The organism is Tautonia marina (assembly GCF_009177065.1).
In the GTDB taxonomy this organism is placed as follows: domain Bacteria; phylum Planctomycetota; class Planctomycetia; order Isosphaerales; family Isosphaeraceae; genus Tautonia; species Tautonia marina.
In genome coordinates this window covers 248,613-272,055 of record NZ_WEZF01000005.1, presented here as the reverse complement: position 1 = coordinate 272,055, position 23,443 = coordinate 248,613, and the positions used below count along the sequence as shown (strand labels likewise).

Below are 23,443 nucleotides of genomic sequence, written 5' to 3'. Positions count from 1 at the left end.
GGTCCCCTGTTCCAGGTCATCAGGTGCCTGGAGGTCGATTACGCAACGCCTGGGCGGCTCGAAGCGTTTCCGCTTCGAGCCGCCAGGCCGAGGCCAGTTTGGTCAACCCGACCGAGGCGCAGAGGTTTGCCAGGTCGTCGAGAGATTCCGGGGTGTCGAGTCTTCGGATCGCGGTTGCAAGTCGTCGGCCGAGCCGATCGGGATCGAGACGTTCCCGGAGCTGATCGACGATTCGGGCCTGACGGCGGGCGTCTTCAAATGCTCCTTGCATCTCCAGGGCCCGAGAGAGTCGGGCGCGAAGGTGCCAGTCGTGCGGAGTCGAGGAGAGCAGTGTGGTGAGCGCCTCGATAGCCTGGTCGGGCCGGCCTTCGAAATCAAGATCGAGGCGGGCCTGAAGTCGCAAGCGTCTCGGATCGTCTACGAAGGCCTCTGGCCACGCTCGCAAGAGCGATCGCGCCTCCTCAATCCGTCCCGAGTCGAGCAAGGCGTCAATCACGGCCTCCCGAGCCCCGGGATGATCGGGGTGCTGCTCCAGCAAGGTCGTCAGCTCGTTCAAGGCGAGCTCCGTTCTCTCCGAGGAGCGGCCGATTCGAGGTTGATCGAGCGGCAAGGGGCTGGCCACCAGCGAACGGCGGAGCAAGGCCACCCTGGCGTCCAGCTCGTCCGGATCGGCCTCAACCCTCCGTTGCAAGGAGGCGGTCGCCTGATCTTCGGGAACGTCCGCCAGCTGGGCGAGGGTCAGGGCCTTGAGAACCTCGGTGCGCTCTCCGGGGGCCACCGAGCGATAGGCCGCCCATCCGGTCGTCATGGCCTCGATCGGTCGATCCTCGACCCTCAGTTCATCAATGCGTCGCAACCAGGCCGAACGATCACCCGCGCCCCCTTTCCAATCACCGGCAAGGGACGAGGGAGCCGGAGTCCCGTCTCTCGACGCGCCGAGGCGAGTTCTCCAGATGATCCCACCGACGAGGATCAGGAGGAGCATCGTCAACCCCAGGGCCGCGACCACCGGGCGTCGTACCTTAGCCTTCGTCGCCCGATCCGTGGGAGCCGACCTGGGCGATCTTCGAAAGCGAGATTGGGAGGGGCGACGGCGCGACATACCAGACAAAACATTAAGGAGAGGGCTTATTCAAAGTCGTCGAGGTCGATCGGATCGGGCGTTTCGATCAGACATCGTTCGAGAAACCGCGGCAGAAACCGGCTCACGAAGGCCGAGACCGCAATCTGCGTCTTCGGATTATCCATGCCCCAGATACTGACCTTCAGTTCTGAGAGGTCAGGGTCCATCTGGATGAAGTACTGATCTTCGACCGCCAGGGAGAGGGGCAGCTCTTCCAACCAGCGATGAGCCAGCAGGTTGACCCCAGGGCCGCCGAGCGAAATCGTGGGCATCTCCTGAAAGACCTCATCGTGCAGCCATCGCAGGTCAGAGACGACCCGGACCTGAAAGCCCCCCGCATCCTCCAGAGTTTCCAGGGATCGCTCGATTTCTTTGCGAAGGTAATACGCCAGGGGACGATCGACCTCTTCCGCGCGAAGATGGCTGCCGGTGACGATGAGGAGCAGGCGTTTCAAGGAGGAATCGGCCATGACGGGCCCCCGAATCGGAGCGTGACGGACTCGGCCGCGGGCAAAGGCTCGCAGACCGGTGCAATCGGTCGCCCGGTCGGGCGGTAAGGACGGGACGGGGACTCGCCCCTTTCGAGATCATGCTACGAGTGATCACACCGTCCGACAAGTCACCGGCGGCGAGGACCACTCCCGTCGGGTGGGCGGGTTCGGTCGAGCTGGCCCACCCAGTTTTCTCCACGAGAGTCTTCAGGCTCCCTCTCGCAGACCAAACAGGTGGCGCACCGCGTCGATCAACGATCGTCCGGAACCGTCGGCAACGGTCGTAGCCGACCTGAGCGCGGTTCTCGGATGGTGCAACAGTTGATTTTGAAAGCGGTGGAGTGTCTGGGCGATCGCCTTGCGGTCGCTCTCGTCGAGGTGGGGTCGAGAGGCAAACAGACGATCCAGCTCCCGGTTCCGGACCGCGTCGGAATAGTCGCCCAGTTGTCGGAGGATCGAGCCGGCGTGGTGCCGGTGCCGGATTGCCTCGACGCACGCCGCCGTCTCCTCGCTGACGATCATGGAGGCCGTTTCCACGGCGCGGAGCCGACCTTTGCGGTTGGCGTCGGCCTCGGCCTGGAGGTCATCCACACTGTAGAGATTGGCCATCTCCAGCTGGTTGATCCGGGGGTCGAAATCGCGAGGGACCGCAATGTCGAGGATCAACGAGAGGCGATACCTGCGTGCCTTCAGCACTCGGGCATACAGCTCGTACGAGACGATCGGTTCGGCCGACGCCGTGGTACTCACCACCACATCCGCCGCGACCAGTGCCCGATACAGGTCGTCGAACGGGAGGGGCTCCCCTCCCCACAGGGCCGCCGTGTCTCGGGCTCGGTCGAAGCTGCGGTTGGTGACCAGGAGCCGCCCCGGCTTGAGCGGATCGAGGTGGCGAAGGGTCAACTCGGCCATCTTCCCGGCACCGATCACCAGGACCGTTTTGTCCTGGAAGTGATCGAAGACGCGACGAGCCACATCGACCGCCACGCTGGCGATCGACAGCCGGCCCCGATCCATGCCGGTCGCCTCTCGAACGCGCTTGCCGACTCGGGCAGCCTGCTGGAAAACCTCGTGCAAGATCGGCCCGACCGTGCCAATCTCCTTCGCGGCCTCGTAGGCTTCCTTCACTTGCCCCTGAATCTGTCCCTCGCCGATCACCAGGCTCTCGATGCTGCTCGTCACCCGGAAGGCGTGCTCGATGGCCTCCTCGTCGTGGTAATCGACCAGGTGCGTTGCGAAGTGGTCGACGGAAATCCCGTGGAAATCGGCCAGGAACTGGGTCAGGTCGCCGACCTGCGGCATCAGTTCCGGATCACCCGCGACGTACAGCTCAACCCGGTTACAGGTCGAAAGCACCACGAATTCGATGTCCGGGAAACGGGCCTTCATCGCCCGAAGCCCGTCGGCTCGCTTCGGGCCGTCGAACGCGAGGGCCTCACGCACTGCCTGGGGTGCCGAGTGATGATCCACCCCCAGAGCCATCAGCTTCACGGCGACACCTCCAGGCTCTGGCCGACGATCGCCCCACGGGCCACCCCATGAGCGGTCGGCAGCAGCAGGTCGACGCCAAGCAGCGTGAACAGCATGAAGGCGAAGGCCAGAACCGTCAGTAACATGACCCGCTTCCCTCGCCACTCGGGTCGATAGCGGACGTGAAGCAAGGCTGCGAACACGACCCAAAGCCCCGCCGCGCTGATGACCTTCGGGTCCGACCAGTCGAGCACGGCGTTGCCGACCCGTCTCGAACCCGCATTCAGCGCAATCCCGATCGCCAGCCCGGCGGTGAGCATCGGAAAGGCCAGCGTAATCGCTGCGCGGTTCCATCGCTCTGATTGCTCAAGGCTGGGCAAGGCGATTCCGAACCGCTGGGGACGCTTCCGTTTCAACCGGTCGGCCTGGGCGAGGTACATCAGGCCGGCCAGAAATGCAACGCAGGTACTCACCGCTCCGAGCAGCAGCAGGATTCCGTGAATCGTTCCCCAGACCGTCTCCCACCCTCCGAGCCGGGTCCAGTCGGCTCTCGCCTGAGCCGGCATCGCCACGGCCGTTCCGAGCAAGGCCAGCACCAGGGGAAGCACGAACACCCCGATCGCCGAGGGTTTCGGCGCTCTGAAGGTCAAATACAGGCCGATTCCCGAGAGAATCCAGGCCAGCACCAGCAACGAATGGAAAACGGTGGCAATCGGGACCTCCCCAACTCGCCAGGCGAGATTGACGAGGAACGCCGTATGCACCACCCATCCCAGCGCCGTGAGCCCGACGGCCAGTTGCCAGCGCACCGGAACCCTCAGGATCAGGCGGGCCAGATCCGCGGCCAGGGCCAGACCGTAGGTCCCGGCGAAACAAAGGACACTGAGGCGGTCGATCATGGCGGGCTGGTACAGGAGGGAGGGCGGAGGAAACGCCGGACTGAGGCAAACTCTCTGAGAGTCGAACCCTTGGCGGTTCTCCTCACTGCGAATGCCCGACGTTGCTCAAATTATAATGGCTCGTCCCCTCCGAGCCCAGCGTTGATCGCCGTCTTCGCGTTCCGAGAACTCCGAACAAACGGGTTGCGACCGCCACGCCGAACCGTTCTGCCCCGCCTTCGGTCCTTCGAACCCCTGGCAAACAGAGGGCAGAACAAGGCAACGGAAGCAACCCGCATTGCCCCGACTCGGGACTTGCCGTTCTTGACGCGCGAAGTCAATCCGTCAATTCGCCGCCAAGTCGATCGGTTCAAGGACCACGTCGTCGATCCAGACCGCCGAGGGACCGTCTCCCTCACAGTCGATCAAAAACCGGAGTTGCATGGTGGTGGCCAGCGGGTCGGAATGAAAACGATGCTCGACCAGCACCCATTCTCCCAATTCGGGCAGTTCCTCAACTCGCTTGGCCTGAGTGAGAACCTGATACGAGTTGGGCACGTCCTTGTACTGCTTCAGCTCCATTCGAACTTTTCCGGTCGAATCACTCGATCGGAAGTAGCGGAAGCTCAGGCGCATGGGAGCGTCGCGCGGGACTTTCAGGTCTCGAAACTGAAAGGATCGAAAACCGGACAGAGCGGCATCGAGGTACAAGCTGTCGGGCGGAGAGAAGTAGACGCGAGGATCGCGCCGTTCCTCGGGAATCGGACTCAGCCGATCCATTTCACGATCGGGAGCGAGCGGCCGATCGAGGTCGAGACGGTCTCGAAAGGCGGCTGGGCCAACCCGGAGATTCAGCTCTCGAGTGCCAAGCAGAGGTTCTGACAGCCCGTAGAGATGGTGGGAATGCTCCAGAAGCAGCCGGACCCGGAGGACGGCTCCCGGTTCCACAAGAATCCCCTCGGTAGACGGTTCGGTGGGGGTTCCCGAAGCAGGAGCCTCGGGTGTGCCTTGCGCATCAGCCCAGAGTTGCAAGGTGGCTCGTTCGCTGCACGCGAGTGTCGGATCTTCATGATCGATCAAACACACGCGAGATTGAAACAGCTCTCCGCCTCGGATCGCGTGATCGGCTCGTCGGGGGAGGCCGTGCCCCTCGGCCCGGGAGTTGGAGGCCCAGCCTTCGACCGTGCAAAAGAGGGTTTCGGGATCGAAGCGAAGGGGGGTGGGTTGGGCATTGCGCAAGCGATATTCGATGCGCCAGGTGAGCCAGCGTCGCCGATGATCTCCTTGCTCGCCCTGCTCGGGACGAACGAGCGAGATCGATCGGTCGATCAGCGAGAGGTTTGGCGTGTCGGGACCCTGAGAGGTCTCATCGCTTTGCGAAAGGACCGGTTGGGTCAGGATCAAGAGCAATGCGAACGGACCAATGGTCCGGCACACGAAGCAATCACGAACCGTCCATTGACTCCGTCTCCGTCGATCGACTGCCATGAGCATTCCTCCGCATCCGTGGAGGTGACCTCCCCCTCCCGCATCCGTTGAGGGAGTGAGCAAAGGCAACGTGTTCACGTGAGTTCAATCAGTGCGCGGGAGGGATCACACCGATCGTTAACCGGTGTGATACGAAGAAATCTAAATTGAAGCAATCCGAGAATTCGATCGGGAACGAGCAACGTTCCCACCAGCACTCACCAGGCAACGGGCGTCCTTCGCGTTGGTCGAGTCGGCCCGATTCGTCCATGCGTCCGTGAGCAAACACCCTTCCGCAACACGCAGTCACACGAATCGATCAGCGGCGATCGAGAACCATCCTGGTTCGTCTCGAAAGGGTTTCCATGGAGTCAATCTGTCACGAGGCGGGAACGGTCCCAAGGAACGAGCGTCGAGATCGTCCGACAGCCCTCGGGACCCGGTCGAGATGGTCCATCACAAAAAAAGCAGGCAACCCCGCGTTCCCAATCGATCAGGTTCAGGAGCGCGCGGACCTCAGTCGCAGGGCCAGCGGGGTTTCAACTCAGGCCGAACCATTGCGGAAGTAAGGATCAAGAATTGACATCCTCGGTCTGCTCTCGCTCCTGATCGAGGGCTTTTCGGAGGGACCGAAACTCCATTCCGTTGATCCACTCGCGGTACGGGCGGACCACGTCGAGCAGGGCGTCATCGGCGGGGCCATAGCCCTCGATCACGCGAGCAAGCGTTTCCCGGAATCGCTCGGCCTTGACCTGGGGATCGTCGTAACGGACCAAGAGCAAGGCCTTGAGATGGTCGAGGGCTTGCTCGGCGAGTCGTCGAGTCTCGATCTCCTGCGAGTCGTCGTCCTCGTCGTCGTCGTCGAACGCGTGGGTATCGCCATTCTGCGATCGATGCCGGCGAGCTTCCTCGGTGGCGTGACGCAGCGACTCCTGCGCCTCGGCAATGTACAGATCCCAGTCGGCCGAGAACTGACGATTGAAGGCTTCGATGTATCCCGGTTCGTACTGCTTGGAAAGGGTCACGAGGCGGCGGAAGATGCTTTCCAGCATGTCCCGTTCGTCCTCGGCGGGGCCGGCGAACTGGAAGCGACGGAGCCGTCCTATCCAGATCCGCATCTGGGCGTACTGTTCGCGCCGATCAAGCTGGCCGAACATCGCGGTCGCCTCGTCAACCTCTCGGGCGAAGGCGCGGACCTGATACTCGGGGAAATGCTCCTCGGCGATCATCGCCAGACGATCACCTTCCTCCATCTGCTCGTCGGCAGGAACTTGCAAACGCTCAAGCTCTCGCCGGACATGGTGGTAGCGATCCAGGGCGGCCCGAACCTCGATTCGGGCATGATCCAGGGCGTCCTGAATCTCCTCGAGTTCCTCCTGAGCTTCACTCCGTCTTCGCTCGACTTCCACCCGAGAGACCTCAATCAGGCGCTCGGCTTCATGGAACTCGGCCTCGCCCATGAGCGAGCGATTCTGAGCGGTTCTCCGGATCAACTCTCTCAGGAGCTGCTCGTCTCCTTCAGCCAGTTGTAACTCGCGCTGACGGGCGGGGCGAACCTGATTGGCACGCGCCTCGATGGTACGAATCGTCTCTTCGGTCCGCCGTAACTCCTCGGCGGCGAGTTCCAATTCTTCCGTCAACTCCTGTGCTCGGGTTTTGGCTTCCACTCGCCTCAAGAGATCGGCGAGTTGTCCGAGAGGCGAAGAACCAGTACTCATCGACCACCAACTCCTTTCCCGTTCAATACGCTCAAGCGGATCTAGGTTCTAGCGGAAACTCGATCAATGGACTAGAGAAAAGTATTGACTCAAGTCAGACCGGATCTCGTCCAGAAAAACGTCACCGAGAATTGCAGCCACCGTAAAGATTTAGGTGACTTCTTATTCTAAGGGAATCGTACTGACGAAAGTCAATTCTCAGAGAAAATTTAACGAAAATGGAATCTCACGATCTCAAAGAAATCTAAGACAAATGTGGGCTTGGTGGCGAATCAGGTCGGGGCCGGTCCCTGATGAGATGGGGAGCCAGCCCCTGGAACGCGTGAACGAGGGGCCTGGATGCTTGCCTTATTCCGGGAACTCCGTCGGCGCTTCCAGGTGTTGCCAGCCTTCGCCGCTCAGTGCTCGGAGGAAGGCAACGAGATCGGCCTTGTCCTGGGCGGTCAGGAACAACGGTTCCATGCGTTGATCAATGTAAGGATTGGGAATCCCACCCTTGTCATAATGCTCGACGACCTCTTCCAGGGTCGCCAGGCTGCCATCGTGCATGTAAGGGGCTGTGTGCTCGATCTCGCGCAGGGTGGGGGTTTTGAAGGCACCCGTGTCGCGTTCGTTCTTCGTCACCTCGGCTCGGCCGATGTCGGAGAACAAGCCGGTCTCTGGGTCATAACCGATGCCGATATTCACAAACGACTCGTCGCTGAAGTTCACCCCGAGGTGGCAGGCGTCGCAGGCGGCCTTGTTGAAGAAGACGTCCATGCCGCGAAGCTGCGACTCGGTCAGGGCGTCCTCATCCCCGGCCTTGTAGCGATCGTAGGGCGAGTTGCCGGACAGCACGGTTCGCTCAAAGGTCGCAATTGCCTTGGCGACGTGGTCGATGGTGATCTCGTCGGTGCCGAACGACTCGGCGAATCGCTTCCGGTAGCCCGGAATGTCTCGTAACCGCTGGACGACGGCTTCGTGAGCCTTATCCACGTCGGTTTCCACGGTCATTTCGATCGGATTGGCGATCGGGCCGATGGCCTGCTCTTCGAGCGAGGCGGCGCGTCCGTCCCAGAACTGAAGGGTTGTGAAGGCCCGATTGATGACCGTCGGAGCGCTCCGTCCCCCCTTCTGTTCACCGATCCCTGTGGAAAACGGGGCTGCATCCGTGAAGGCCTGGCTCGGATCATGGCAACTGGCGCACGACACCGTCGAATCTGAGGAAAGGCGGGTATCGAAATAGAGCAGACGACCCAGCTCAGCTTTTTCCGGGCTGTACGGGTTATCCTCGGGCCAGAAGATCGGGAAGAGACCCAGTGGCACCTCGGGTTCCTCTTGCGGAGGCCACGCAGGCTTGGGTTCGGTCGGAGGAGGCAGGGAGGGCTTGGCCATCGGCCCGGTGCGGGCGATTCCGATTCCGGCGGTCGCCGCCAGGCCCAGTGTCGCCAGGGCGGTGATGATCGTTCGTCTCATCGGCTCTCGTTCCCCTTTGGGATTCTCGGGCAATCGACGTGGAGGGTCGATGACCGGGACCCGGGGGCGGGTCGGGGTCCGGTCGCTTACCATTGTGGAGCGGCTTGTTCCAAAATCGGCGACGGCCCGCCCCGCGGGCCGTCGCGTAAGTGCCGAGCGGCAACTCAACCTTCGGTCAGATACCCTTGAACGTAAAGGGCTTTCTGGCCGGCAACTTCAGAGAACGTGCCGTGGACCGTCACGACGTAGGCCATGTTCTCGATCGCCGCCTTCCGGAAGTTGGTCAGGCCGTCTCGACGGGGATTGTGTTCCTCATCCATCAGAATAAACAGTGAGCCGTCTTTGGTCAGCAACCCAATCGGCTGGCCCTGCTCGGCGCACTTCTGACCGCAGTCGCGGTGCTTGTCCCCTCGCTTGCCGACCTGAAGGTAGCAGGACAGGTCCACAATCTCGCCGACCACGGTCATCGGCTTGCCTTCAAGCACCTTCCCCTCGATTGAGGAGGTGTACGTGGTCACGCTCCAGGGGCGGGAATCGGGAACCTTCTTGCCCAGTTCGGCGGCCGGGTTCTCCCAGGTTCCCTTGGTCGGCTCGGACCAGTCCGGGAAGAGAATTCCCGGCCCTTGCTGAGCGGCGAAGGCCAACGAGACGACGGCCAGCAACGCGCCGGCCCCGTAAAGGCCGATTTTCCGGGAACGAATCATGGGTGACGTTCTCCTCAGGAGAGTGGGCAGTCCAACAGAGCGATCGCTGCCGGGGGCACGATCGTTTGAGTCCTGGTTGAGCCCAAACCCTTGCAAGCAGGGTGTACGGCTGCTCCAAGGTCGAGGTTGATCCACGGTTCAGACTCATAGGGCTGTTTAACACACCAGGCCGGCCCCGACAAGGGGCCATAACCGGCCATCAGTCCCGACAGATGCTCGGACGTCGATGGTTTTTGCCGGTTCGCGGAACGGCTGAACCATCGATCGACGCACGAGCCTCATCGCGGGAAACCAACGTGATCGGCCCTGGCCATCTTCCGGGGGTCGGAAGGCGACCTCAGACCGGCCATCGCTGGAGCTGATAGGCCCCGTCCCAGAACATCCATTCATATCGTGTGCCAAGAACGAATCGTTCGGTCATGCGATCGCGTTGATCGTCCGTCAGGGTCGGGGCAATCCGGTTCGTCAGGTCGAGGACCTGCTGCACGACCTCGTCAAACTGCTCCCCTCCGTAGGTGTTGATCCAGCGCTGATAGAGAGGGTCGGGAGATCCCTTTGGCAGCAACTGTTGCCCGACACGTTGATAAATCCAGTAACAGGGCAAGACTGCCGCCAGCCCTTCATGAAAGGGCTGATTCGTGGTCGAGGCCATCAGGAAGTCGCAATAGGCTCGTGCCGAGGGACACGCTTCAGTCTGGTCGATCTGCTCGGGGTGCAGACCCAGCTCGGCGAGAAAGCCGTCGTGCAGCGATTGCTCGACGGCGATCGCGTCACTTGCATGCTGATTGAACATCCGAGTGGCGTTGCTGTCCGGGGCGAGCGAGGCGAGAACCGACAGCGCCCGGGCAAAACTCCGCAGATAAATTGCATCCTGCACAACATAAAAGGCGAACCGGTCGCGCGGGAGCCGGCCGTCGGTCAGACCCGAGACGAACGGGTGTTCGAGGATCGCGTCATAAATCGGGACAATTGCGTTCCAGAGCTGTTCCGTGAATCGAGAATCCGGGGTCGCCACGAGAATCTACTCCACCTCGGAGAATCGTTGTCGATGAAGTACGGTTCCTGCCTGGTTCCAAACCGATGGGATGATGGTCAAGAAACGTTGAGACGGCAAGGATTTCGTGTCGGCAAGTGGGTTCTTCTCCCCGCTCAGATTCCCCAGACCTCGACACCGCAACGGCCAATTGACTTCGCGGGGCAACCCTGCCTAAGCTATGCAATATCCTGCTGTTTCCTTGGGCAGGTGAGGTGTCGGACGGAGGCAGAGATCGTGGCCGAGAAGCCCTGGGGAGGTCGGTTCGCCGATCAAACCGACCGCCGGGTCGAGCAGTTTACCGAATCCATCTCCTTCGATCGCCGACTTTTCGAGCATGACATTCGTGGATCGATCGTTCACGCCCGCATGCTTGCGCGCGTTGGGCTGATTTCCGAGGCTGAGTGCGAACAGATTGTGCAAGGGCTGTCGGAGATTCGGGCGGAAATCGCCGATGGCCTGTTTCACTTCTCGATTGAGAAGGAAGACATCCACATGCACATCGAGTCGGCCCTGATCGCCCGGCTCGGTGACGTTGGCCGGAAGCTCCACACGGCCCGCAGCCGCAACGATCAGGTTTCGACCGATGTTCGTCTCTGGACTCGGGATGCGATCGACGCCATTGACGATCGCCTCATCGAATTACAACGCGCCTTCCTCCATCTGGCTGACCGGCACGCAGACCTGATTCTCCCCGGTTACACCCACTTGCAACGGGCTCAGCCGGTTCTGACGGCCCACTACGCCCTGGCTTACGTGGAAAAACTGGCACGCGATCGCGACCGTCTGGCCGATGCTCGCCGCCGCCTCAACCTGCTCCCGCTGGGAGCTGCTGCCTTGGCGGGCACAACCTTGCCGATCGACCGGGCATTCGTGGCCGAGGAACTCGGGTTCGCCGGCGTGGCGGCCAACAGCCTCGACATCTCCAGCGATCGCGACTTCCTGGTCGAAACGGTTTTCTGTCTGACCCTGATTGCCGAGCATCTCTCCGGATGGGCCGAGGAATGGATTCTCTGGAGCACCCAGGAGTTTAACTTCCTGACCCTGCCCGATGCCGTCTGCACCGGCAGCAGCATCATGCCCCAAAAGAAGAATCCCGACGTCCTCGAATTGATCCGAGGCCGCACCGCCCGGGTTGTCGGCTCCCTGCAAACCCTGCTCGTCCTGATCAAGGGGCTTCCGCTCGCCTACAACCGCGACCTTCAAGAGGACAAACTCCCGCTTTTCGATGCCGTGGACACCGTGACGTCCTGTCTCGAACTCGCCTCTGTCGTCGTCTCCGGGGCTCGATTGAACCGCGAGCGGATCGCCTCTCGACTCGACGAAGGCTTCCTCGACGCGACAACGCTGATGGAATACCTCATCCTTAAAGGGGTTCCCCAGCGCACCGGTCACGAGGTCGTCGGCAAGCTCGTCTCGCTCTGCGAATCCCGCTCCTGCCGCCTCGCCGACCTTTCCCTCGCCGACTTCCAGGCCGCCTGCCCCGCCATCGCGGAAGATGTCGTCCACTCCCTCGGCGTCGCAAATGCCGTCAAGGCCTTCCGATCCTACGGTTCCACCGCGCCGGATCAGGTTCAATCGCAACTTGCCGAGTGGCGAACGCGGCTGAGCTGATCCGGCTTCTCGACTCTGGGATGCTGGCCATGCAGCATGACATCTGGTCTTTCGCAGGTGATGAGGTGCCGCCTTACCACCAACTCTTCAACCCTCTCCTCACGGCATTGAGGGAACTCGGAGGGTCTGGTTCGATTCAAGAAATCGATGAAAAGGCGGTCGAACTGCTGCAACTCGGCGAATCCGCTCTGGCTCAACTTCACAATGCCGAACAAGGAAATCAGACTGAGATCGAGTACCGACTTGCCTGGGCCCGAACCTACCTCAAGAAGTACGGTTTGATCGACAATTCCGTTCGTGGGGTATGGTCTCTGACCAAAAACGCTGAGCATGTTCATGCGGTTGACCCCTCAGAAGTCACCCGGCGCGTGCGAGAATTATCACGTCAGAAGGCTCGGGAAGGAGAACTCGAACCCCTTGCCGAGGAATCCGAAACCATAGATCCGCAACCCTGGAGATCGATCTTACATCGTTTGTTGACCCGCGAATTGTCGCCTGATGGCTTTGAGCGGCTCGTTCAACGTCTTCTCCGCGAATCAGGTTTTATTCAGGTCGAAGTCACGGGACGATCCGGAGACGGAGGAATCGACGGCAAAGGGATTGCGCGAATTCATGGGCTGATGAGTTTTCATGTGATCTTTCAGTGCAAACGTTATCAGGGAGTTGTCTCCTCTTCCGAGATCCGTGATTTCCGTGGAGCGATGGTTGGGCGAGCGGATAAAGGGCTCTTTCTCACCACAGGAACCTATTCTCGTGAGGCGGTCAAAGAGGCCACCCGGGACGGTGCCCCCCCGATCGACCTTCTTGATGGAGACCAACTCGCCGACAAGCTCAAGGAACTTGGCCTCGGAATCCGAGTCGAAATGGTCGAGCACGTCACGATTGACGCGGATTGGTTCAGAGGAATTTGACTGGGACCGTCGAGGAACTCCACCGGCCAATCGTTTTTCTCAGGAATCGGACCATGAAATTTACGGTGACCCTTGATCGCGACGAGGACGGTGTTTGGATCGCGGAGTGTCCATCAATCCCTGGTTGTGTAAGCCAGGGGTCGACGAAGGGAGAAGCCTTGGAGCAGATTAAAGACGCGATCAAGCTCTGCCTGGAAGTGCGCGCCGAACGGGGAATGCCCCTGACGATCGAATCGCAACAGGTGGAGGTTTCCGTCTGATGCCCCAACTTCCTGTGAGGAGCGGGCGTCAAGTGGTGGCGATCTTTGAACAATTCGGATGGTACGTTGCCAGACAGAGTTCGAGCCACATCATTCTGATTCATCCTGAACATCAAGCGACGCTTTCGGCTCCTGACCATAAGGAAGTCGCCAAAGGAACACTCAGGAGCCTGATCCGGGCAGCGGGTCTGACAACCTCGGAATTCATCAACGCATCGTAAGTCACTGGGCCGAGTCCATCCAAAATCGTGAGTGTCATGCTCCTCGACCGCATCACCAGCCTCCTGCAATCGTGCGACGGGAACGCCCCGGCGTTGCCACCGACGATGCTCTACAACGAGAACTGGCTCTTGCGGCTCGCGATCGACTGGATGATGACGCATGGGGATGACGCGGCCGGGTTCCCGCTGGTGCCGATGCCCTCGGCGACCTGGTTTGCCGAAGGCTGGTTGCCGTCGGCCTTCTTGCCAAGGTTCCGGAAGGATCGTCTGGCCGAGTCGTGGACACATGCCGATGGGATCATCGGCCATTTCGAGACGGGCAACCGAGGGTGGGCCGACGTGGTTCTCAATCCACAGGCGGCGCAACTGGTCGTTGTCGAGGGGAAGATGTTCAGCAGGCTTTCGGCCGGCGTCAAGAACGCTCCCTGGTACGATCAGGCCGCGCGCACGGTGGCCTGCATGGCCGAGATCCTGAGGCGAGCCGACCGCCACCCGATCGAGCTGGAACATTTGGCGTATGTCCTTGTCGCACCTCGAAAACGCATCGACGAGAGCGTCTTTGCCGACGAAATGGCCCGAGGCGCAATCCTCCGTAAGGTCCGTCGCCGCGTCGAGGACTACGCCGGCACCCGGGACGACTGGTTCCGTGACTGGTTCGTGCCCACGATTCGCCAGCTCGACCTGGTCTGCCTCTCCTGGGAAGATCTGATTGAAACCATCGCGTTCCACGACCCGGCCTCTGGCCAGGAGTTCGACGCCTTTTACAACGCCTGCCTTTTCTTCAACCGCCCCCAGGCCGTTACCATGCTCCACGATCTCCGAGCCGGCCCCGCACCCGAGCCTGAGCCCGAACTCGAAGGTCTGGATGATGCCGCGATGATCCCCGCCCGAGTCGGCGACGAACGAACCGACCCTCCCTCGCCCCGCGACCCGTTGCGCGATGCCGCGATTCGCCGGAAAGGCTGAGGAATCGGGCAACCGCGTGTTGGCTTGAACATTTGCAATCCAACCCTCTCACTCAGGCGAGCCCCAGGCTCGCCCAACCTGGAACGATCTCCCGATGGACCATTTTCACTACCGTGACCGCGAACTGTACTGCGAAGACCTCCCCGCCCGGGACCTGGCCGAGCGCTTCGGCACCCCGCTGTACGTCTATAGCACCGCGGCCCTTGTCGGTCGGCTCAAGGAACTTCAAACGGCCTTCGCCGAGCTGGACCCGCTCGTCTGCTACTCGGTCAAGGCGAACTCGAACCTGGGTATTCTCAAGCTGATGGCCGAGCACGGCAGCGGCTTCGATGTCGTCTCGGGAGGCGAGTTGCACCGTGTCACCACGGCCGGGGGTGAGGCCGCGAAGTCGGTCTTCGCCGGAGTCGGCAAAACCGATGAGGAAATCCGAGACGCCCTCCGCGCCGGCGTCCTCCTGTTCAACGTTGAGAGCGAGGCCGAACTCGACGCCATCGACGCCGTCGCCCGCGCCGAAGGGGTGAAGGCCCCGATCGCCCTCCGGGTCAATCCCGACGTCGATCCGAAGACTCACCGCTACATCTCGACCGGCAAAAAAGAGTCAAAATTCGGCATGGACATCGACCGTGCCCTCCGCGCGGCTGATCGCGTCCGGAGCATGGAGGGCCTGGCGATGACCGGTCTGCACATGCACATCGGCTCTCAGATCACCAGCACCGAGCCCTACGCGCGAGCCTCGGCCAAGGCCGCCGAGCTGATCGGCCAGTTGCGCGACATGGGCCATGAGATCCGTTGGTGCAACATGGGAGGAGGATTCGGGATCGACTACCGAGGTGGCGAGTCGAAGCCGCTCGCCGCCTTTGCCGAGGTGATGGTCCCCGTCCTCAAGCCGACTGGCTGCCGCCTGGCGATGGAGCCCGGTCGGTCGATCGCCGGCAACGCGGGCATCCTCCTCAGCCGGGTCATCTACACCAAGCAATCAGGCGACAAGCGGTTCGTGATTCAGGACGCTGCGATGAACGACCTGATCCGCCCTGCCCTCTACGAAGGGTTCCACCGCATCTGGCCTGTGCAGGTTCCCGAAGGCTTGCCCACCTGGCCCGAGAGCTTCGAGGCCGCCATTCCCGGCACCGAGCCGCGCGACATCGTCGGCCCGGTCTGTGAGAGCGGCGACTTCCTCGCCCAGGACCGTCCCCTGCCCCCCGTCGATCGCGGCGACCTGCTCGCCGTCTTCTCGGCCGGGGCCTACGGCATGGTCATGGCCTCCAACTACAACACTCGGCCCCGCGCGGCCGAAATTCTCGTCAGTGGCTCCGACGCCCGGCTCGTCCGTCGTCGGGAAACGCTCGACGACCTGATCGGGCCGGAAATGGTCGCACTCGAAGCCTGAGCCGGATGCCCTCGGATCGGATCGCCACCGCCGGGCCGGTTGTGGCGATCCTCGCGGTTCCGACCGATCTTCAGCCCGTACCGGCCACGAAGTTCCTGCCGAGCGAGGCGATCATACCGCGATCCGGACAATTCCTTCGTCCCCGGAGCCGACGCTTGGACAATCATCGGTCATCATTGCCATAGCCATCGTTCCGTTGGCGCACGGTCTCTGCGTGCCGGTTTCGATTCCCGGACCCGCACCGCGGTCGCTTCACCTTTTTTTGTTCCTTTTCGCATGTTCGACCCTAACGACGAGGCCCGCACCATGCTCCCGAACCCGATCCCCCGCAATCGCGAGCCGGGCCGAGCCGGTGCCCTCGGCCGGGTTCTTGCGACAATGGCCGTAGCCCTGGCGACCGGAGCGATTGGCCCCGTCGACAGCCCTGCGACCGCCCAGCCTCCGGGCCTCGATCGCTTCGCCAAGCCTCCGGAAACCCCCCTCGAACTCTGGTCGGCCATTACCTATCTCACTCGGGTCGGTCTTGGCGATCAGGCCCTTCCGCTCCTCGACCAGTTCCTGGCCGCCAATCCCGACGACGACACCTTGTTGACGCTCCGCGATCGCTTCGGCATTGGCTCAATCCTGAAACTTCAGGATGATCCTCGAACCGCCGATCGCGTCGGTGAAATCCTTTCCCGCCTGAACGCTGCCGTGCGACGCAATGCGCAGCGAGAGGATCGGATTCGCCGCTATGTCGGTCTGCTCACCGGCTCGCCGCTTCAGCAATCCGAGGCTCTCAACCGTCTCGGGGAATCCGGCCCGTATGCCGTGCCCGTCCTCCTCGAAGCCATCAATGCCTTGCCGCCCGATTCCGCCGATCGCGCCTTGCTCGTCGCCAACATGGGTCGTCTCCAGCGTCGGGCTGTGCCGGCCCTGATCGCCGGTCTCGATGCGCCCGATCCCCAACTCGCCGCCGATGTCGCCTCGGCACTTGGGCGGATCGGAGATCGACGCGCCCTGCCCTTCCTGATTGCCGACGCCGCCTCGACCGACGCCGAACGAGCCCCTCTGTCCGCCGAAGCTGCCGAGGCCGTCCTCCGGCTCTCCGGCAAACCGCTCGACGAATTCTCCCAGCCGCCGGCTCGATTGATCCTCGACGAGGCTCGCCGCTACCTGCTGGGCTTGCACGAGTTTCCCGGCACCCAGGTCGTCCTCTGGACCTGGAACAATGAGGCCGGAACGGTCGTTCCCCAGAATGTCGCTCCCTCGGACGTGGAAACCGTCTTCGGCCTCCGCTTTGCCGAGGCCGCGCACGAGATCGCCCCGGACGATCCCAATGCTAATGCCATCCTGACCACCTTTCAGGTCCGCGAGGCCCTTCTGCGCCGAGACCCGGCGGAACTCGCGGCTCCCGGTGAACTTCCCGAGGACCTCGCAACCGAACTGGTCGGCCTTGGTGCGGACAGCCTGACGAACGCCTTGCGACTGGCCCTTCAGTCTAAGAAGTTCCAGGCCGCGCCGGCCCTGATCACCGCCCTGGCGCTGACCGGCGATGCCTCGATGCTGGCGAGCGATCCCCCCTCACCAATCGTTCAGGCTCTGTCGGCCCCCGACCGCCGCGTGCAACTTGCCGCGGCCCGCGCCATTGTTGCGTTGGACCCTGCTCGGTCGTTCCCTGGTTCCAGTCGGGTCGTTCCCAGCCTGGCCCGATCCATCGACAGCACCCTGGCCCAGCCTCAGATCGTGGTGGTGAGTGGTAATCCGACGACGCTGACCAACCTGGCGTCCTCGTTACGCGACCGCGGTTTCGAACCCATCACTGCCTCCACCGCCGACGAAGGATTCCTTCGCGCCGCCGAGTCCGCGGGGGTCGACGCCGTCATCGTGGACCCCGCCTTCCTCCAGGGGCGTCGAGACGCTCGCGACCTGCTGATCGACCTTCGGGCCGATGCCCGAACCGCTCGGCTCCCGGTGCTTCTGCCCCTACCGATCGACCCGGCCCGAGCTCTTGCTCGAGCCCAGGAGTATGAGTTCTTCCAGGCGGAACGCGAGCCGAACGACATTCCCGCTCGGGCCGCTCCGGTTGCCTTCGTCGGCCGTCCCCGTCGGGCCCAGATCAACGGCCGGCTCTCTCCGACCGATCGTCCCCCCTTCGGACAACCCGAGCGGGAATGGCCGCCACAGGAGGATCAAGAGGAACCCGAGGAGCCCCCATTCCCCCCGCGGGATGACGCCGCAGATTCCCCCGCTCCGGTGGCAGACATCTCCGGAGACCTCTACGCCCTTGGCCCCCTCGATTCGGGCGACACCATCTCCGCCATCATCGAACCTGCTCCGGGAAGCACGCTGAAGCCCACCGACGTCGTCCTCTGGCTCGATCGTCGCGAGGGGACGAAAGGAGTGCCGGTGGCTCAAGGGATTGGCTCACTGTCTGCTCGAATCGACGTTCCAGGCGTGTACGACCTTCGCGTGCAGGCGGTCGAGCGATACCTCTACGGCTATCTGGCGATGTACAAGCTGGATTTGAGCATCTATGACTACGACATTGCCGTGGCTCCGCTTAGTGGCACCGCTCGCCTGAGTGTTGAGGAACTGGCCGGCCAGTTCGATCACGTCTCGCTGCTCGCGGCACCGGGCGATCCGATGGCGGTGGAACGTGCCCTGTACCGAGCCTGGGACGAGGCCGGCATCCGACCGAATACGCCCGATGAGCGCCTGGCGATTGTTCAGTCGGCCGCCGACACGTTGGCTCAGATCGCCGATCGTCCCGGTGGGCCCTTTGCGACCGACATGGCCGCTGTTGTTCCGTCCTTGCAACGCCTGATGGCCGACCCGAGGTTCGCGGCATCCGCGGCTCAGGCTCTGTCGGTGGTTCCGACCCTCGACGCCCAGCGAGCCCTGGCGGAAAACGCAATTGACCCGTCGCGAGCCCTCGAAACCCAAAGGGCCGCGGCCGACGCGCTTCGTCGCAGCGTTCAGCAGTTCGGCCCCTTGCTCGCCCTCGATCAGCGTAGTCGCCTGATCCGAGCAAAAGACCGCGCGGAGGACGCCGAACTCAGAGCGGCGCTGGAAGATGTCATCAACCATGTTCGAGGATCCCTCAGCGCCACTCCTTTGCAGCCTGAGTCGGCCCCCAGCACCGATTGAGTCTCAACCCTTGAAGACCGCTCGGCCCTGAGGATCGGGGCCAGACCTGGGAGGGTCGGTCGCAGTTCGGGTGATCACTCGCTCGACTCGACCGACCCCAGGAAGGACGCGACACGAGATGGCCATGCCCTCACACCTGAGCGACCGACCCGACCACGCCACACGATCGGGAGGCCCCGACGACCCTTCCTCAGGTCTTCCCGGTGTGATCAGCGGCAGCGCGATCATGCACGAGGTCGCCAGGGTCACGCGCCAGGTTGCCCGGTCCCGGGCCTGCGTTCTGATCGTCGGAGAAACCGGCGCGGGCAAGGAATTGATCGCCCGAGCGATCCACGACCTCAGCCCTCGGGCCTCCGGCCCTTATATCCGGGTCAACTGCGGAGCCCTGACCGAGAGCCTTCTCGAATCGGAGCTGTTCGGCCACGTCAAGGGTTCGTTCACCGGCGCGGTCGAAAACCGCACCGGACGATTCGAGGCAGCTCATACCGGCACGATCTTTCTTGATGAGATCAACAGCACCTCACCCAAGCTTCAGGTCAAGCTGCTCCGTGTGCTCCAGGAAGGGGAGTTCGAGCGCGTCGGCGACGTCAGCACCAAGAAGGTTGATGTCCGCGTCGTGGCCGCGACCAACCGCGAACTCCGCGAAGAAATCGACGCCGGTCGATTTCGAGAAGACCTGTACTATCGGATCAACGTCGTCCCGATCGACCTTCCACCCCTCCGAGACCGCCGCGACGACATTCCCCCCCTCGTCACGTTCTTCCTGGCCCGCTATAGCGATCAGAACCAGCGAGAGATGCGCCGGGTCGATCCGGAAGCCATGAAGTTGCTTGTTCGTTACGACTGGCCCGGCAATGTCCGCGAGCTCCAAAACTATGTCGAACGAGCCGTGGTTCTGGGCGAGGGACCGGAGCTGAAACCCGAACATCTCCCTCCCCAGCTTCGGGGCGAAGCTCCTCCCCGACCCATTCGGGGACGATCCCCCGACCTCGACACCCTGATCTCCGATCTCGTGCGCCGAGGTCTGCTTGCCGCCGGACCCAATGCCGATGAATTGATTCGACGCATCGTTGCCCCTGTCGAGCGCGAGCTGATCCAGCAGGTGCTCACCTCGTGCGATCGCGTTCAGATCAAGGCGGCCGCCCGCCTCGGGATCAACCGCAACACCCTGCACAAGAAGCTGACCGAGTACGGGCTCGACACTCCCGCGTCGAACGGTGATGGATCCTCCCCTGCCCCGACCGACCGGGACGAGCCGTGATCGTCCTGCCCGTCCCGGTTTGGTCCTGCTCGCCCGCCCTGATCATTCCAGGGGCAGCACAGCGGCTTCGGTCAATCGATTGAAGAAGACCGCCTCGGCAACGACCGCAATCAACTCGGCCACTTCCTGATCCGACAGGAATGATCGAAGCCTCTCCACATCGGCATCCGTGATGAGGGCTGGGTCGACCGTCAGCCCTTCGGCAAAGGCCAGGACCTGACGATCCTGGTCCTCAAGCCCGGCCCGATCCCCGTCCATTGCCTGAATCTGCACGTCCGATGCACCCAGTGAGCGGAGCCGCTTCAGCGCGTGACCGACCGCGTACCAGGCCCGATCCTGCCGGGCCGAGACCCAGGCGACCTGGGCTCGAAGCATCGGATCGAGCGATCCCTCCTCCTTGACCGCCTGCAAGATCGCCACCCGCTCGACCCCCACTCCGGGGAACTGGGCTAGCAAGCGAACCCAGTGCGGCAGCGGTTCGCTCAGGTTGGTCGCGTGACCTCCAAGCCTCGCCTTCGCCTCATCCGAAGAAACGAGCTTGAGCTGAATCGGCCGTTCTCGGCACTCCTCCAACTTCGCCATGACTTCATCCCACGATTCCAGGGGGGGGCGTGCCTGGGGAGCGGCAAGGCGCGGACCTCCTGGTTTTCGGGCTGGCCCGAGCGGTGCGACCTGAGTGGACACCGAGGCGAAGGCAGGATCGAGCGTGGAAAGATAATCCCGATGCGCTTCCTGAGGAATGTTCAACGCTCCGGTCCAACGATTCATGGCGTTGAAGCTGGCAACGACATACAGGATCTCTGCGATCTGTGAATCGGAATACCATGATCGAAGGGAGTCGAGGTGAGCCTCGCTCAGTTCCAGCGGATTGAGCGTCATGGTCCTGGCCATCTCGAACGCTGCCCGATCCGCGGGACTTACGCCGGACCAGTCGCCATCAAGCAAGGCAATCTCTGCCTCCGGCACTCCCACCGATTCAAGTTTGCTTTCCTGGTGTCCCAGGCAATACGTGCAATTATTGGCCCGCGAGACGATCCAGAACAGCTTGGTCTGAAACGGATAGCCGAGCGTCATTCCCGGCTCGTCCCGTTTGGGGAACCCTCCCGAGGTAAACCCGTCAGGAAGATACCACCGCCTCATCCGCCCGTTATGGACCACCGACCACGCTCCTGCCCCTTCCCGCTCGCGTTCCTCGGGGCTCAGAGGTGGCAACGGTAATCGAGGCTTCGCCTGCTTCGAGGCTTCCAGTGCTCGTTTCAGATCAGCTCTCGTCTCAGGAATCGGATTGGGCTGATCCGATACGTCCTCGTCCGCCGAGGTGATCGAAGCGGAAAGAACTCCAGCCATCATGATCAGGATTGACCAACGTGAACGGCTCAGTTGACGCATCAGCATTGCTCCTGCACGGTTGCAAGTCGATCGAACTTGACGAGATGTGAGACGATAATGACGGGTTCAAGACGCTCGCAATCATTCGGATCGAATAACACTCAGCTCGGGATGGGTCGAAACCTGGTACACCACGCGAGACTCGGTGGTTCGTCCTTCCGGTGATTTCAGCGTAAGAGCGACCGGGCAGCAGAGCCGATCACCCACCACGGACTCACCCGACAAGAGTCGGTATTCCGTCAATCGACGGCCGACGAGCCAATCCTCATCGGCCACCCGGATCGAGGAGTCGGAGCCCATTGGGTCGGCATGCGACCGTCCCCCTTTCCAGGACTCCAGCACCTCGACCAGCGTTTCGCGGGCAAGGGATTGATCGAGACTTCGATACGGTGGTCGCCGATCGGTGCATCCGAGTGCGCAGACGGCGATCAGCGCCACCACTGGGGCAGCGTGAAGACGAGTCATCACGGATTCCTCGAACAGAAAAGGGTTAGAAGGCGTCGGCCGAGATGACCTCACCACCATTCCGCGATCCCAACGCCCGCCATGTTTCGAGATTTACCGTCTCTTTGATGAACCGAACGGAACCGTCCGCCATCCCCACGTTGACCCCGCCCGGATGCCGGCTATTCGCGATGGTCATGATCCGCGAGGGGGGAAACATACACGACACCGAATTCGGCGGGCCGGAGTGCCAGTAGCTCGTGGTCGAGTGATACCCGTAAATCCAGGGGGCCCCCACGTCGCTGACGCGCTGGTATTGCACGTCTCGCCAATCCATCTCCCGACACAACCGCACGGCATCATCGGCGTTGGCCGGATACGTCTGGGGCCAGAAGGTATCGGCGTCTCGGGTGGCTCGGGTGTTATCGAAGTCGCCCAGAACGTGCTCGCTGAAGACTGCGGTCTGGCTCAGTCCATCGCGGATGTCCGCCGCCTTGATCCCGACCGACGCGAAGAACAGACCATTGGGCGCGGGCATCCCCGCGTTCACTCCCCCTGGATCACTCGAACCATGCCACATGGAAACACGTGTTCCTTCATTCGCCCGATAGTTCGTCCCTGCCCAGCCTACCGGCAGCTCGGCGCTATCTGACGGACAGAGCAACAGGCTTAGGTTCGTGGTCGTGACCGTCTGGTTTTCCAGGCCAGACCAGGACAGGTCAACGTTCATCGCATTGCCCACCGTCGTTTGTTCCACAAACGGCAGAATGCGGGCAATCGACGAATAGGAGGTGTCAAACGGAATGGTTCGTCCCAGCGGAAACATGCCATTCGCGTCGTGGTATGTATGCAGCGCAATCCCGAGTTGCTTCAGGTTGTTCAGGCACTGGGCCCGCCTCGCGGCCTCACGAGCACTCTGCACCGCGGGCAACAATAAGGCGATCAAGACACCGATGATCGCAATGACGACCAGCAGTTCAATCAAGGTAAATGCAGATCGGCGTAAGCTCATTCGTTCGGTCCTCTCGTCTTCTTCGAATCTCGTGAATTGCGCAATCGGCACATTCGATTGCGATGCCTGAATGGGGCAATGGCGACACGATGATTGAAGACGGAGTCACACTCGTTCGGATTCATCCGACGCGATGAGACCGGGCGACACGGCTGGGCGCAATGCGACCCAGGCTCGCGTTGAACCGTGTCCACGACCTTCGGTTTCACGCAAAGGGATTGGGCATCCCTGAATGCGATCGAGAGCGCATTGGCCGATCACGCTCAGTTCAAAACGGAGCGATCTCGATCCAATCATTCCCAAGGTCGCACGCGCGAAAGCGATTGAGCCACACGGTCCGCTGCGGGACTGTGGCGGATGTCGCGTCGCAGACAAACAAGTGGAATCCGCCTCAAGCGAAGAATCGAGGAGGATGGAAGATCCCTCTGCTTCGAGGGGAGAGGTGGCGCAGGGCTTCCGATCGCGGCAGGAGGTGCGGAGCGATGGAAAGGAGTTGCCCCAGAGGCCCGT

20 protein-coding genes are annotated in these 23,443 nt (G+C 62.1%); 8 read left to right on the top strand and 12 right to left on the bottom strand.

Going from position 1 to position 23,443, the window contains the following annotated elements; all coding sequences use genetic code 11:
• Positions 1 to 19 precede the first annotated feature (19 nt).
• From GA615_RS08440 to tenA, 9 genes are all read right to left on the bottom strand, one after another.
• Complete coding sequence (locus GA615_RS08440; protein ID WP_161602232.1) at positions 20 to 985, bottom strand: tetratricopeptide repeat protein; 966 nt, start codon at positions 983 to 985, stop codon at positions 20 to 22.
• Between the two features lie 143 nt (positions 986 to 1,128).
• Positions 1,129 to 1,593 carry a hypothetical protein gene (locus GA615_RS08435; RefSeq protein ID WP_152050836.1) on the bottom strand — a complete coding sequence of 155 codons (465 nt, stop codon included), beginning with the start codon at positions 1,591 to 1,593 and terminating at the stop codon, positions 1,129 to 1,131.
• Between the two features lie 228 nt (positions 1,594 to 1,821).
• On the bottom strand, positions 1,822 to 3,096 hold the full coding sequence (gene hemA, locus GA615_RS08430; protein WP_235905246.1) for a glutamyl-tRNA reductase: 1,275 nt from the start codon (positions 3,094 to 3,096) through the stop codon (positions 1,822 to 1,824).
• 5 nt (positions 3,097 to 3,101) lie between these two features.
• On the bottom strand, positions 3,102 to 3,983 hold the full coding sequence (locus tag GA615_RS08425) for a cytochrome C assembly family protein (protein ID WP_235905227.1): 882 nt from the start codon (positions 3,981 to 3,983) through the stop codon (positions 3,102 to 3,104).
• A gap of 324 nt (positions 3,984 to 4,307) precedes the next feature.
• Positions 4,308 to 5,450 (bottom strand): hypothetical protein, encoded by a 1,143-nt coding sequence (locus GA615_RS08420; protein WP_152050834.1) that lies wholly within the window; start codon positions 5,448 to 5,450, stop codon positions 4,308 to 4,310.
• Between the two features lie 551 nt (positions 5,451 to 6,001).
• On the bottom strand, positions 6,002 to 7,147 hold the full coding sequence (locus GA615_RS08415; protein ID WP_152050833.1) for a hypothetical protein: 1,146 nt from the start codon (positions 7,145 to 7,147) through the stop codon (positions 6,002 to 6,004).
• Positions 7,148 to 7,495: 348 nt separating this feature from the next.
• Positions 7,496 to 8,602: a cytochrome-c peroxidase gene (locus tag GA615_RS08410; protein ID WP_201750141.1), complete on the bottom strand. Its 1,107-nt coding sequence runs from the start codon at positions 8,600 to 8,602 to the stop codon at positions 7,496 to 7,498.
• Positions 8,603 to 8,766: 164 nt separating this feature from the next.
• Positions 8,767 to 9,306: a hypothetical protein gene (locus GA615_RS08405; protein ID WP_152050832.1), complete on the bottom strand. Its 540-nt coding sequence runs from the start codon at positions 9,304 to 9,306 to the stop codon at positions 8,767 to 8,769.
• 337 nt (positions 9,307 to 9,643) lie between these two features.
• Positions 9,644 to 10,321: a thiaminase II gene (tenA, locus tag GA615_RS08400; protein ID WP_152050831.1), complete on the bottom strand. Its 678-nt coding sequence runs from the start codon at positions 10,319 to 10,321 to the stop codon at positions 9,644 to 9,646.
• A gap of 255 nt (positions 10,322 to 10,576) precedes the next feature.
• Here tenA and argH point away from each other — a divergent pair, with 255 nt between their 5' ends.
• The 8 genes from argH to GA615_RS08360 all read left to right on the top strand — a co-directional run bounded on the left by argH (position 10,577) and on the right by GA615_RS08360 (position 20,088).
• Positions 10,577 to 11,953: an argininosuccinate lyase gene (argH, locus tag GA615_RS08395; protein ID WP_152050830.1), complete on the top strand. Its 1,377-nt coding sequence runs from the start codon at positions 10,577 to 10,579 to the stop codon at positions 11,951 to 11,953.
• A 29-nt stretch (positions 11,954 to 11,982) separates the two neighbouring features.
• Positions 11,983 to 12,864, top strand: a complete 882-nt coding sequence (locus GA615_RS08390) for a restriction endonuclease (RefSeq protein WP_152050829.1) — start codon at positions 11,983 to 11,985, stop codon at positions 12,862 to 12,864.
• A 53-nt stretch (positions 12,865 to 12,917) separates the two neighbouring features.
• Positions 12,918 to 13,124 (top strand): type II toxin-antitoxin system HicB family antitoxin, encoded by a 207-nt coding sequence (locus GA615_RS08385; protein WP_152050828.1) that lies wholly within the window; start codon positions 12,918 to 12,920, stop codon positions 13,122 to 13,124.
• Complete coding sequence (locus tag GA615_RS28685) at positions 13,121 to 13,345, top strand: type II toxin-antitoxin system HicA family toxin (protein WP_152050920.1); 225 nt, start codon at positions 13,121 to 13,123, stop codon at positions 13,343 to 13,345. The genes GA615_RS08385 and GA615_RS28685 overlap by 4 nt, the downstream gene beginning before the upstream one ends.
• Before the next feature lie 27 nt (positions 13,346 to 13,372).
• On the top strand, positions 13,373 to 14,311 hold the full coding sequence (locus GA615_RS08375; protein WP_152050827.1) for a hypothetical protein: 939 nt from the start codon (positions 13,373 to 13,375) through the stop codon (positions 14,309 to 14,311).
• 94 nt (positions 14,312 to 14,405) lie between these two features.
• On the top strand, positions 14,406 to 15,698 hold the full coding sequence (gene lysA / locus GA615_RS08370; RefSeq protein ID WP_152050826.1) for a diaminopimelate decarboxylase: 1,293 nt from the start codon (positions 14,406 to 14,408) through the stop codon (positions 15,696 to 15,698).
• A 306-nt stretch (positions 15,699 to 16,004) separates the two neighbouring features.
• The gene (locus tag GA615_RS08365) at positions 16,005 to 18,827 is read left to right on the top strand and encodes a HEAT repeat domain-containing protein (RefSeq protein ID WP_152050825.1); all 2,823 of its coding nucleotides are present in this window, start codon (positions 16,005 to 16,007) and stop codon (positions 18,825 to 18,827) included.
• A gap of 124 nt (positions 18,828 to 18,951) precedes the next feature.
• On the top strand, positions 18,952 to 20,088 hold the full coding sequence (locus tag GA615_RS08360; protein WP_152050919.1) for a sigma-54 interaction domain-containing protein: 1,137 nt from the start codon (positions 18,952 to 18,954) through the stop codon (positions 20,086 to 20,088).
• A gap of 42 nt (positions 20,089 to 20,130) precedes the next feature.
• Here GA615_RS08360 and GA615_RS08355 read toward each other — a convergent pair whose 3' ends face one another.
• The 3 genes from GA615_RS08355 to GA615_RS08345 form a co-directional block, all read right to left on the bottom strand.
• Entirely contained in the window at positions 20,131 to 21,477 is a 1,347-nt protein-coding gene (locus GA615_RS08355; RefSeq protein ID WP_152050824.1) for a carboxymuconolactone decarboxylase family protein, read from the bottom strand.
• Between the two features lie 81 nt (positions 21,478 to 21,558).
• Positions 21,559 to 21,942 (bottom strand): hypothetical protein, encoded by a 384-nt coding sequence (locus tag GA615_RS08350; protein ID WP_152050823.1) that lies wholly within the window; start codon positions 21,940 to 21,942, stop codon positions 21,559 to 21,561.
• Positions 21,943 to 21,967: 25 nt separating this feature from the next.
• Entirely contained in the window at positions 21,968 to 22,933 is a 966-nt protein-coding gene (locus tag GA615_RS08345) for a DUF1559 domain-containing protein (protein WP_152050822.1), read from the bottom strand.
• Between the last annotated feature and the right edge of the window lie 510 nt (positions 22,934 to 23,443).